Origin of the sequence: Shewanella xiamenensis (assembly GCF_014647135.1) — a bacterium.
Classification (GTDB): Bacteria; Pseudomonadota; Gammaproteobacteria; order Enterobacterales; family Shewanellaceae; genus Shewanella; species Shewanella xiamenensis.
On sequence record NZ_BMOP01000020.1, the window covers coordinates 33,659 to 45,386 of the forward strand.

The 11,728-nt window shown below is 49.7% G+C and carries 10 protein-coding genes; 8 read left to right on the forward strand and 2 right to left on the reverse strand.

Annotation, left to right across the window (positions count from 1 at the left end; translation table 11 throughout):
- Nucleotides 1-56 precede the first annotated feature (56 nt).
- The 6 genes from IEY09_RS15450 (at nt 57) to IEY09_RS15475 (ending at nt 6,307) form a co-directional block, all read left to right on the forward strand.
- A complete protein-coding gene (locus tag IEY09_RS15450; protein ID WP_037416854.1) occupies nt 57-830 on the forward strand; it encodes an enoyl-CoA hydratase in 774 nt (257 codons plus the stop codon).
- A complete protein-coding gene (locus IEY09_RS15455) occupies nt 830-1,981 on the forward strand; it encodes an enoyl-CoA hydratase/isomerase family protein (RefSeq protein WP_037416857.1) in 1,152 nt (383 codons plus the stop codon). Before IEY09_RS15450 ends, IEY09_RS15455 begins: the two co-directional genes overlap by 1 nt.
- Before the next feature lie 100 nt (nt 1,982-2,081).
- Nucleotides 2,082-2,984: a 3-hydroxyisobutyrate dehydrogenase gene (mmsB, locus tag IEY09_RS15460; protein WP_188871735.1), complete on the forward strand. Its 903-nt coding sequence runs from the start codon at nt 2,082-2,084 to the stop codon at nt 2,982-2,984.
- Nucleotides 2,985-3,003: 19 nt separating this feature from the next.
- Nucleotides 3,004-3,762 carry an SDR family oxidoreductase gene (locus tag IEY09_RS15465; protein WP_011717645.1) on the forward strand — a complete coding sequence of 253 codons (759 nt, stop codon included), beginning with the start codon at nt 3,004-3,006 and terminating at the stop codon, nt 3,760-3,762.
- 206 nt (nt 3,763-3,968) lie between these two features.
- On the forward strand, nt 3,969-4,211 hold the full coding sequence (locus IEY09_RS15470; protein WP_037416867.1) for a hypothetical protein: 243 nt from the start codon (nt 3,969-3,971) through the stop codon (nt 4,209-4,211).
- 59 nt (nt 4,212-4,270) lie between these two features.
- Nucleotides 4,271-6,307, forward strand: a complete 2,037-nt coding sequence (locus IEY09_RS15475) for a S9 family peptidase (RefSeq protein ID WP_047539143.1) — start codon at nt 4,271-4,273, stop codon at nt 6,305-6,307.
- Nucleotides 6,308-6,321: 14 nt separating this feature from the next.
- On the opposite strand, the gene IEY09_RS15480 is transcribed toward IEY09_RS15475, so the two are convergent.
- Nucleotides 6,322-6,711, reverse strand: a complete 390-nt coding sequence (locus IEY09_RS15480; RefSeq protein WP_188871737.1) for a Cu(I)-responsive transcriptional regulator — start codon at nt 6,709-6,711, stop codon at nt 6,322-6,324.
- 137 nt (nt 6,712-6,848) lie between these two features.
- Between IEY09_RS15480 and IEY09_RS15485 the strand changes: the two genes are divergently transcribed.
- A complete protein-coding gene (locus tag IEY09_RS15485) occupies nt 6,849-9,110 on the forward strand; it encodes a heavy metal translocating P-type ATPase (RefSeq protein ID WP_188871739.1) in 2,262 nt (753 codons plus the stop codon).
- Nucleotides 9,111-9,466: 356 nt separating this feature from the next.
- Entirely contained in the window at nt 9,467-11,059 is a 1,593-nt protein-coding gene (locus IEY09_RS15490) for an ABC-F family ATPase (protein ID WP_011071838.1), read from the forward strand.
- A 107-nt stretch (nt 11,060-11,166) separates the two neighbouring features.
- Here the strand turns inward: IEY09_RS15490 and IEY09_RS15495 are convergent, their stop codons facing one another.
- Nucleotides 11,167-11,697, reverse strand: a complete 531-nt coding sequence (locus IEY09_RS15495) for a lipocalin family protein (protein ID WP_088585804.1) — start codon at nt 11,695-11,697, stop codon at nt 11,167-11,169.
- Between the last annotated feature and the right edge of the window lie 31 nt (nt 11,698-11,728).

Consider the following 11,728-nt stretch of genomic DNA (forward strand, 5'->3'; position numbering starts at 1 on the left):
AATTGGACTGTAGGATTTGGCGATAACAGATTGGAAATATAAGGGAGCCGAAACAGATGGACTATTTAGTTGAGCGTATTGAAGGCCACACGGCCATTCTGACCATGAACAATCCGCCGGCCAATACTTGGACCGCCCAGAGTTTGCAGGCGCTCAAGGCCAAAGTGCTGGAGCTTAATGCCAACAAGGACATTTACGCGCTGGTGTTAACTGGCGAGGGCAACAAGTTTTTCTCCGCGGGTGCCGATTTAAAACTGTTTAGCGACGGTGATAAGGGCAATGCGGCGAGCATGGCAAAACACTTTGGCGAAGCATTTGAAACCTTAAGCCAGTTCCGCGGCGTGTCGATTGCCGCCATTAACGGTTATGCCATGGGCGGCGGCTTAGAAGTCGCGCTGGCCTGTGATATTCGTATCGCCGAAACCCAAGCCGTGATGGCGCTGCCTGAAGCGACCGTTGGTCTGCTGCCCTGTGCGGGCGGCACCCAAAATCTCACTGCTTTAGTGGGCGAAGGTTGGGCGAAGCGGATGATCCTCTGCGGTGAGCGGGTGAATGCCGCCCAAGCGCTGAATTTGCGTTTAGTCGAGGAAGTGGTTGAAACGGGTGAGGCCTTAAATGCGGCGATTGCACTGGCCGCCAAAGTGGCGAATCAGAGCCCAAGCAGCGTCACCGCCTGTAAGACATTAATCCAAGCTGGGCGCCAAATGCCGCGTAGCCAAGCCTTACCGATAGAGCGTGAACTGTTTGTCGGTTTGTTCGATACTGAAGATCAGGCCGAAGGCGTGAACGCGTTTTTGGAAAAACGTAAAGCTGATTGGAAGAACCGCTAATGACAAATTTAGTAGATAAGGCTGCACACACGTCCACCACACAAAATGTGGTTTTTCAAACTTTAGCCACCGCCTCAGGTAAATTAGTTGGGGTGGTGACGCTCAATGTTGAAAAAGCCCTCAACGCCTTGGATCTCGATATGGTTCGAGCCATGACGGTGCAGCTCAACTTGTGGAAAAAAGATCCGTTAATCGCCTGTGTGGTACTCGATGGCAGCGGAGAAAAGGCGTTCTGTGCGGGTGGCGATGTGCGGGCGTTATATCACGCCTCAGTTGCTGCTAAGGGACAGGTGACTGAGGTCGCTAAAGTATTCTTCGAAGAAGAATATCGTCTCGATTATCTACTACATACCTTTGGCAAACCTGTGCTGGTATGGGGTGATGGCATAGTGATGGGCGGTGGTCTCGGCCTGATGGCGGGCGCGAGTCATAGAGTGGTGACAGAAACCTCTCGTATCGCTATGCCTGAAGTCACCATCGGGCTTTATCCCGATGTGGGCGGCAGTTATTTCCTCAACCGCATGCCGGGCAAAATGGGGCTGTTTTTAGGCTTAACGGCCTATCAAATGAACGCCGCCGATGCCTGTTACGTTGGCCTTGCCGATCATTATCTAAATCGTGACGACAAAGAGCTGATGTTCGATGCCATGGCGACCCTCGACTGGAGCGATACGCCAGCGCTGAACCATCAACGACTCGACTCGATGATCAACGAACTGTCGAACCAAGTGGATATTCCTAAGGGCGATAGTTTACTGGCCGAGAGCCAAGAGATTATCGATAGGCTGATGGCGGGTAGTTTAACCGATATCGTCAGCCGTATGTCGACCTTAAGCACCGATGAAGCATGGTTAAATAAAGCCTGCGCGACTATGCTCGCGGGCAGCCCTATCAGTTGGCATTTGGCGTATATTCAAACGCAACTCGGCACCAAACTCAGCCTAGCACAATGTTTTAAATGGGAATTAACCGTCAGCGTTAACACCTGCGCTAAGGGCGATTTCTGTGAAGGGGTGCGGGCACTACTGATTGATAAAGACAGACAGCCCAAATGGCAATTTGCCGATGTGCAATCCGTGCCAAACAGCGTTATCGAGGACATTTTGACCTCACCTTGGGGAGAAGAACATCCCTTAAGCCAATTAAGCTAAGCCAATCGATGGCAGGCAGAGCGAGTGCTTTGCCTGCCATTTTTGTCTGGAATAACAACTATCTGGAATAATAAAAACACCAGAACACAGGAGTGATGGCATGAGTACAGTAGCATTTATCGGTTTAGGTAATATGGGCGGCCCAATGGCGGCCAATTTATTAAAAGCGGGCATGACGGTACGTGTCTTCGACCTAGTGCCTGCCGCCATGCAAGCCTTGGCCGACCAAGGCGCTTTAGTATCGAGCACGGCATGCGGCGCCGCGGCAGGGGCCAATGTGGTGATCACTATGCTGCCTGCGGGTAAGCATGTCAGAAATTTATATTTAGGTAATGGCAGCGAGAAAGGCCTACTCGACGTCGTCGCTGGCGATACTTTGCTGATTGATTGCTCGACTATCGATGCCCAAAGCGCCCAGTTAGTGGCGGCCGAAGCGGCTAAAAGCGGCATCGAATTTATGGATGCGCCAGTATCGGGCGGCACGGCAGGTGCAGCGGCGGGAACCTTGACCTTTATTTGTGGCGGTTCGGATATCGCCTTTGAGCGCGCGCAACCCGTACTCAATGCTATGGGCAAGAATATCTTCCACGCGGGCGGCGCTGGTGCGGGTCAAGTCGCTAAAATCTGCAACAACATGCTGTTATCTGTGCTGATGGTCGGTACTTCCGAGGCGCTTCAAATGGGGATTGACCATGGTCTCGACCCTAAAGTGCTGTCAGACATTATGAAGGTCAGCAGTGGCGGTAACTGGACGCTTGAAAAGTACAATCCTTGCCCGGGTGTGATGGAGAATGTGCCTTCTTCTAAGGGCTATCAGGGCGGCTTTATGGTAGATTTGATGGTTAAAGATCTCGGCCTCTCCCAAGAAGCCGCATTATTGAGCAATTCGAGTACACCCATGGGCTCACTCGCGCGCAGCTTGTATGTGAATCATGCAAGACAAGGCAATGGCCACCGAGACTTCTCCAGTATTTTTGAACAATTTGCACCACTTAAAAAATAGATAAACAAGGGATAACCAGATGGATTTAAAAGATAAGGTTGTCGTCATCACTGGCGGCGCGGGTGGTTTAGGCTTAGCAATGGCGCACAATTTTGCGCAGGCGGGCGCTAAGTTGGCGCTGATCGATGTTGATCAAGAAAAACTCGAGCGCGCCTGTGCTGATTTAGGCTCAGCCACCGAAGTCCAAGGTTATGCGCTAGATATTACCGACGAAGAAGATGTGGTCGCAGGCTTTGCTTACATATTGGAAGATTTTGGCAAAATCAACGTATTAGTGAATAACGCCGGCATCCTGCGTGATGGTATGTTAGTCAAAGCCAAAGACGGCAAAGTGACTGACCGTATGTCATTCGACCAATTCCAATCGGTGATCAATGTTAACCTCACTGGCACCTTCCTCTGTGGCCGTGAGGCGGCTGCGGCGATGATCGAGTCGGGTCAAGCAGGGGTGATTGTCAACATTTCTAGCCTAGCTAAAGCGGGTAACGTAGGACAATCTAACTACGCGGCCTCTAAAGCGGGTGTCGCGGCGATGTCTGTGGGCTGGGCAAAAGAGCTGGCGCGTTACAATATTCGTAGCGCGGCGGTAGCACCCGGGGTGATTGCCACCGAAATGACCGCGGCGATGAAGCCAGAAGCGCTTGAGCGTTTAGAGAAGCTTGTGCCCGTTGGCCGTTTAGGCCAAGCGGAGGAGATAGCCTCTACCGTACGCTTTATCATCGAAAACGATTATGTAAATGGTCGTGTCTTTGAAGTGGATGGCGGTATCCGCTTATAAAAGATTATCTTATTGATAATAAACAAGACCGAGCGTTTGCTCGGTTTTTTGTTGGCTAAAGTTAGCTCTCTTTTTTAGTCTGTTCGCTTGGGTAAGAGTTGTTCGGAGGTTGACATTTACTGGCTATCCTTCAACAATCGCACGCTACTTTTTTACATAACTTTACAAATAGAGTTGACATTATCGTATTGGAGTTGATTATCTGAATGTCATGGCAGGATAAAGCCCTTTGGCTGGAAAAAATTACCAAGCGGATGATGCTGATTGTCGGTGCCTTAGGAGTCATAGTGATTTACGGAGGCTTCTTTTTTCTTCTCTTCAGTGGTCGTTCGGTCGCCGTGATCCCGTGGTTTTTTCTGTTATCACCCTGGATTTGTATTTACTTTGGTCTGACGCAAGTACAACAGGCTAGCGTACTGAAATGGTTTGTTAAAAAAGTCAAAAAATAAGCCCTTAAGGGGATTTGCATATTTACGGTTTGTTTTAGTTTGCAAACTTGGGGAACACAATGGGGTTAGGACGCTATTTTCCATTCTTGCTAAGTGCAGTGTTACTGCTACTCGGCGGGTGTGAGCGTACGGATACAAAAGATCAATCCGCCAAGGAAAGCGGCGACATTAAAGTTGCACCCTATGGCAGCTGGCAATCACCTTTGTCTGCTGCTGAGGTTTTTGAACGAACCGATGATATTGCTGAACTACAAAGTGTAGGTAATGCGATTTATTTTGCAGAATCGAGCGGACGTGCCCAAGGCAAAGTTGGTATCAAGCGTCTCGATGATCTTGGCAAGGTCACTGAAGTGGTTCCTCCTGATTTTAATGTTAAATCTACTGTGCATGAGTATGGCGGTGCGGCGTTTTTGGGCATAGGTCAGAGCCTTTTTGCCACTAAATTGCAGGATCAGCTGTTTTACCGTTTTGCGCCTAATCAGCCACCATTGCCGTTAACTCCCAATGGTACCCGTCATGCCGATTGTGTGGCATATCCTAAGGGCTCACGGATTATTTGTGTGCGTGAAGATCACCGTCAGGGCGGCGAACCGAAAGCGAGCCTAGTGACTATCAATCTTAACTTTGCCGGTGAAGGCGATACCTTTGTTACGGGTCACGATTTTATTTCTTCTCCGACTATTTCACCCGATAACACCCAACTTGCGTGGATCACTTGGGAACATCCCTATATGCCTTGGGATAAGAGTGTGCTCTGGCTTGGGGATCTTGACCGCAAAGGTCAATTAAAAAATATTCGCAAGGTGAGTACGCCAGAGGACTCTTCGGTGACTCAGCCGTTATTTGGCCCAGACGGTAAATTATATGTGGTGTCCGATCTCAGTAACTGGTGGAACATTTACCGCGTCACCCCTAGGGAAACCCTAGAGCCTGTGTTGAGTAAAAATGCCGAGTTTGCGGTGCCGGATTGGCGTTTAGGTAACCATAATTATGCCTTTGAAAATGCTTCGACTCTCATCGCGAGCTACGTTGAAGGCAATCGAGCCGCATTGTTGCGTATGCACTTAGATTCCGGATTGACCGAATCCCTTGCCGTTGATTTTGCTGAGATCACTCAGGTGGTAAAGGGCGAAGATGGTGTTTATTTTGTTGGCGCTAAGGCAACACCAGAGAAAGGTATTTATCGCGTTGTTGGGCGTGGCACTGAGCTTGTGTACGCCCCAGCGCTCGCGAATCTTGATCCCAACTATGTCTCGCGGGCGAAAAATATAGCCTTCGCTACCGGTAAAAATCAGCAGGCCTATGGTTATTTTTACAGCCCTGTGAACCCTAATTACGTGGCGCCCCACGACACAAGGCCGCCGCTTATCGTGATGCTACATGGCGGGCCGACGGCGCGGGCTTCACTGGCCTATCGCAGTGAAATCCAGTTTTGGACCAGTCGCGGGTTTGCGGTGCTGGATTTAAACTTTCGCGGCAGCAGTGGTTTTGGCCGCGCCTATCGCCAAAGCCTTTATGGCAAATGGGGTGAAAGCGATGTAGAGGATGCGGTTAATGCCGCAAAGTATTTAGTGGCTAAGGGCTGGGTAGACGCCAATAAGTTAGCAATTCGCGGCATCAGCGCCGGTGGCTTAACAGTGATGTCTTCGCTAGCGTTTTATGATGTGTTTCAAGCGGGTGTGAGCTATGAGGGTATCAGCGATTTTGAGCAGCTCGCTAAGGGAACCCATAAGTTTGAGTCGGGTTATTTAGACCAACTTATCGGCCCCTATCCAGAGAAGAAGGAACGCTACCGTGAGTTATCGCCACTCAATCACTTAGATGGTTTGAATGAACCTTTGCTGATTTTCCAAGGCTTGAGAAACAAGATTGTACCAACTGCGCAGTCGCGGCAAATCTATGATGCCCTTAAAGCCAAAGGTGTGCCGACGGCCTATATCGATTATGGCGATGACGCAAGTGATGGACGCACGCCAGAACATAAAGCGGCGGGATTAGAAACCGAGTTAGCCTTTTATGGGCAAGTGTTTTCATTTACACCAGCGGGTAAATTGCCAGCCTTGCAGCTAGATAATGTGGCGGCACTTAAGCATTAAAAGGTGAAAAGAGCTTAGGGTTGATGGTTAAGACTATCAATAATGGCGCAGTGGGGCTGTTCGCCGCCTTGGCACTCGCTGACCATTTGCTGTAACTGGCTACGAAGATTCTGCAATTTACCAATTTGATCCTCAACATAGGCCAAATGGTTGCGGGTGAGTTGCTTCACATCTTCGGCATTGCGGCTATCGTTATTGCGAAGGCCAAGCAGGAGTTTGCAATCCTCAAGGCTAAAACCTAAGTCGCGGCACTGGTGGACAAATTTCAGCGATTCGATATCCCTATGGCGATACACCCTGTATCCCGCCTCGTTACGCTCGCCACAGACAAGACCGATATCGTGGTAATAGCGTATGCTTTTGACGCTTAACCCTGTGTGCTTCGCGACTTCACCAATTTTCATACTGACCTCGGTTCTTATCTGTTCTAAAGACTCGTGCAGACAAGTGTGATACTTGCCACAAAAACACCCTTGACTCTCCTGTGATGGGAGACTTTATCTTAATCCTATAGCGGTTAAGTTCAAGTGAGGGATCTTCCATGTCGCAGATAAAACTCTATGTCGCCACCATGAATTGTGCAGGGTGTGTGGCCAAAATTGAAAAGGCCTTTGCGGCCGAACCGAATGTGAGTGCCCGTATCAATCTCGCCGATAAGCAAGTGACTGTCGATGGCAAGATGAGCAGTGATGCGGCGCTGGCTGTTATGGGCAAGGCGGGTTATCCCGCTCAATTGATCGTGGACGCAAAGGCGGCCGCAGAGGAAAAGCGGGTCGAAGATGCGGTGGAGTATCGCCTGCGGATGCGTCAGGCTATCGCTGCGCTCGCTGTCGGTATCCCTATGATGTTATGGGGATTACTGGGCGGTGAAATGATGATTAATCGCCCTAGCATGCAGCTTGGCTGGGGCATTATGGGCTTTGTCACCTTAGCTCTTTTAATCGGCACCGGGCGCCATTTCTATCAGGGAATGTGGCGCGCGCTTAAAGCCAAAACCACCAACATGGATACCTTAATCGTGTTAGGCACCAGCACGGCATGGATCTATTCCATGCTGGTGGTGCTTATCCCGAGTGCGTTTCCAATGGACACTCGCCACGTGTACTTTGAGGCTAGCGTGATGATCTTAGGCTTGATTAACTTAGGCCATGCCCTCGAACTCAAAGCTCGGGGCAAAACCAGCGAAGCGGTGCAGCGCTTGCTCGGCCTGCAATCCTCCACTGCGATTCGTATTGGCGACAATGGCGATGAAGAGGTGGAAATCGACCAGCTTAAACTGGGGGATAAACTCAGACTTCGCCCCGGCGACAGGGTCGCACTCGATGGCGTGGTGGAGTCCGGCCAGTCATTACTCGATGAGGCCATGCTAACGGGCGAACCTATTCCGGTGCCAAAGCATGTTGGGGATAATCTGAGCGCGGGAACTGTCAATGGTAACGGCAGTTTAGTCTACCGAGTGACCGCTGGGCAGCAGGATACGCGCCTTGCCAAAATCATCGCACTGGTGCAGGAGGCGCAAACCTCAAAGATGCCGATTGGTCGCCTGGCCGATAACATTTCGGCGGTATTTGTGCCAACGGTCGTGGTTATCGCCTTACTCGCGGCGGCGATTTGGTATCTTGTTGGGCCAGAACCCGCGCTTAGTCATGCGCTTGTGGTGCTCACCAGCGTGCTGATCATCGCCTGTCCCTGCGCCTTAGGCTTAGCGACACCTATGTCTATCATGGTATCCGTTGGCCGCGCTGCTCAAATGGGCGTCTTGGTTAAAAATGGTGAAGCACTGCAAAGCGCCAGCAAGGTTGATTGCGTGGTGCTGGATAAAACCGGCACAGTGACTCAGGGTAAACCCCAAGTGACCGATATCCATTGGGCTGGTGACAATGACCAAGCACTTAGTGATGAAGACAAGCGCGCACTGCTTGGCGCTATCGCAAGTCTTGAGCAGCATTCAGAGCATCCGCTGGCCAGCGCAATGGTCAGCTATGTTAAGCAAGCCTCGATTCCATTGCCCGCAACCGAGATTTTTACTAATCATCAAGGTAAGGGCATAGAAGGGCGAGTCGATGGCGCCGACTTTTTAGTGGGGAATCAAGCCTTAATGGCGGCATTTGATGTGCCTTCAGGGGAGGGGGTGGCAGGCCGCAGCTCAGGTATTACGGTAGAAGCCGCCGCGCAATTTGCCAAACAGGGTAAAACACCGATTTATGTCGCCAAGGCGGGTAAGTTAGTGGCCACTATCGCGATTGCCGACCCGATAAAAGCCGATGCGAAAGAAGCGATTAGTGCAATACGCTCACAGGGCATTCGAGTAGTGCTGCTGACTGGAGATAATCCACAAACGGCGCAGGCGGTGGCAGCTCAAGTAGGCATAGAGGAAGTGATTGCGGGTGTGTTACCCGAACAAAAGCAGCAGCATATTAAAGCCTTACAGCAGCAAGGCCATGTGGTTGCCATGGTGGGGGATGGTATCAACGATGCGCCCGCCTTGATGAGTGCCGATGTGGGGATCGCCATGGGATCGGGCACTGAGGTGGCTATCGAAAGCGCGGATATGACACTGCTGTCGCATCAGTTGATAGTGATTGCTAACTTATTGGCACTTTCCCGCGCGACCATTAGCAACATTAAACAGAACCTGTTTGGGGCCTTTATCTACAACAGTTTAGGTATCCCAGTGGCGGCGGGCGTGCTTTATCCGCTCACGGGGATGCTGTTAAGCCCTGTGATTGCAGGGGCTGCAATGGCGCTGTCTTCTTTAACTGTGGTCACCAATGCGAACCGTTTAAGACAGCAAAAACTGTAACGTATTGGTATTGTTTATCGGCCCGCGAGCGAGCGGGGGCTTACAAATACCGCCCAGTTCAGTGGGCGGTATTTGGATTGTCTGGCTAAAAATGCAATGTTAATTCAATTGTCATCCAATAGGATTATCTTGGGTTGTATTTGTAAAAATTCAGGTTAAATAAACAGTTATCTTTGGGTTACATGGCTCAGAATCGCTTAAGCATTCGCGGCTAACGGGGCCTTTTTAGTTGATAATTTAACCCAAACTGCTATAGTGCCACGTTTATTTTTACCCCCTCAGGCTGGTGGAAATTGGTTTATGCTTATATGCACTGCCAATAGTCTGGCCAACATTACTCGATTTGGAAGTTCATTTTGATCACAACAGCGAATATCACCATGCAGTTTGGCGCTAAGCCACTGTTTGAAAACATCTCAGTTAAATTCGGCGGCGGTAACCGTTACGGTCTTATCGGTGCGAACGGCTGCGGTAAATCAACCTTCATGAAGATCCTTTGCGGTGATCTAGAGCCGAGCAGCGGTAACGTATCTTTAGACGTCAATGAGCGTCTGGGTAAACTCAGCCAGAACCAATTCGGTTACGAGGAATACACGCTGATTGACACCGTTATCATGGGCCACCGTGAACTGTGGAAGGTCAAGCAAGAGCGTGACCGTATCTATTCTTTACCTGAAATGAGCGAAGAAGACGGCATTGCCGTGGCAAACCTTGAGATGGAGTTTGCCGAAATGGATGGTTACACCGCCGAATCTCGCGCTGGTGAACTGCTACTTGGTGTGGGTATCGGTATCGAAAGTCATTTCGGTCTAATGTCTGAAATCGCCCCAGGTTTAAAACTGCGGGTATTATTGGCGCAGGCGCTGTTCTCCGATCCTGATGTACTGCTGCTCGACGAACCCACCAACAACTTGGACATCGACACTATCCGCTGGTTACAGGACGTCTTGAACCAACGCGATAGCACTATGATCATCATTTCGCACGACCGTTACTTCTTAAACTCAGTCTGTACTCATATGGCAGACTTAGACTACGGTGAACTGCGTGTTTACCCTGGTAACTACGACGAATATATGCAAGCAGCGACTCAGGCCCGTGAGCGTCTGCTGGCCGATAACGCCAAGAAGAAAGCACAAATCTCTGAGCTGCAAACCTTCGTGGCGCGCTTCTCTGCCAACGCCTCTAAGGCAAAACAAGCAACTTCTCGTGCGCGTCAAATCGATAAGATCAAGCTGGATGAGGTTAAAGCCTCTAGCCGTGTTAACCCCTTCATTCGTTTCGATCAGGAAAAGAAACTGTTCCGTAACGCTTTAGTGGTTGAGAATTTGGCTAAAGGTTATGACACCCCCCTGTTTAAAGACTTAAACCTAATTGTCGAAGTGGGCGAGCGTATCGCTATCCTCGGTGAGAACGGTGTAGGTAAAACCACGCTACTGCGTACTTTAATCCATGATATTCCACAGGATGAAGGCCATATCCAATGGTCTGAAAACAGCAATATCGGTTACTACGCGCAGGATCATGAGTCTGATTTTGAAAACGATATGACCCTCTTCGAGTGGATGAGCCAATGGCGTAAACCTGAAGATGACGACCAAGCGGTACGCGGTATTTTAGGCCGTATGCTGTTTAGCGCCGACGATATTAAAAAGTCTGTAAAGGTGCTGTCGGGTGGTGAAAAGGGCCGTATGTTATTTGGCAAGCTGATTATGCAAAAGCCAAATATCCTGATGCTCGACGAACCGACCAACCACATGGATATGGAATCGATCGAATCCTTAAACAACGCCTTAGAGAAATACGAAGGCACCTTGTTGTTTGTGAGTCACGACCGCGCATTCGTATCGTCACTGGCCAACCGTATCCTTGAAATTACTCCTAACGGCGTGAATGACTTCAAGGGCACCTATGATGAGTTCCTCGCGAGCAAGGGCATCGAAGGCTAATTACTTGTTTTAAACAGCCTTAAATGCACAGATAAAAAACGCCGCTTCTTAATGAGCGGCGTTTTTATTTATGGTGTTTACCTTGAGTGTTCGCCTCGGCTTAGCGGTTATTGTTTTGCCTCTGCTTGTTGTTCGACATAAATCAAGCTGTCAGTGTCAAAGCCGCGGGCGCTCGCCATGTCGACAAATTGCTTAATCACCTCAGGGGATACCGTTGGAGTTCGGGCTAGTAGCCATAAATAATCCGTATCTGGCCCCGAGATAAAGGCGTATTGATAATTTTGTTGGTCGAGCCCAAAGACCACATACGAACCATAAAACGGCCCGAAAAAGGAGACTTTTAAGTAGGCTTCGTTCTCTCCATTCACAAAATAGGCTTTACCTTCGGCTTCTTTCCATTCCTGTTTGGCGGCAGAATAGCCCCGATTAATGACTTTAACGCCACCATCGGGCTTAAGGCTGTATTCGGCAGAAACTTGGGTTAATCCGCGCTCGAAGGAGTGGTCAAGCCTCGCAATCTCGTACCATTTGCCTAAATAGCGGTCGAGTTTAAAATCTTTAACGGGTTCGACGTAGTTAGGCATTCCTAGACAGCCTGTCAGGACCAAAGCACTGATCATTAAGAGTAGTTTTTTCAAGTGATGCTCCTATCAAAAAGATTTAGTTTAT

What these genes read in the sequence shown, in the direction of transcription:
- IEY09_RS15450 (WP_037416854.1), top strand. Translation starts at nt 57, where the DNA reads ATGGACTATTTAGTTGAGCGTATTGAAGGCCACACGGCCATTCTGACC.
- IEY09_RS15455 (WP_037416857.1), top strand. Translation starts at nt 830, where the DNA reads ATGACAAATTTAGTAGATAAGGCTGCACACACGTCCACCACACAAAAT.
- mmsB (WP_188871735.1), top strand. Translation starts at nt 2,082, where the DNA reads ATGAGTACAGTAGCATTTATCGGTTTAGGTAATATGGGCGGCCCAATG.
- IEY09_RS15465 (WP_011717645.1), top strand. Translation starts at nt 3,004, where the DNA reads ATGGATTTAAAAGATAAGGTTGTCGTCATCACTGGCGGCGCGGGTGGT.
- IEY09_RS15470 (WP_037416867.1), top strand. Translation starts at nt 3,969, where the DNA reads ATGTCATGGCAGGATAAAGCCCTTTGGCTGGAAAAAATTACCAAGCGG.
- IEY09_RS15475 (WP_047539143.1), top strand. Translation starts at nt 4,271, where the DNA reads ATGGGGTTAGGACGCTATTTTCCATTCTTGCTAAGTGCAGTGTTACTG.
- IEY09_RS15480 (WP_188871737.1), bottom strand. Translation starts at nt 6,711, where the DNA reads ATGAAAATTGGTGAAGTCGCGAAGCACACAGGGTTAAGCGTCAAAAGC.
- IEY09_RS15485 (WP_188871739.1), top strand. Translation starts at nt 6,849, where the DNA reads ATGTCGCAGATAAAACTCTATGTCGCCACCATGAATTGTGCAGGGTGT.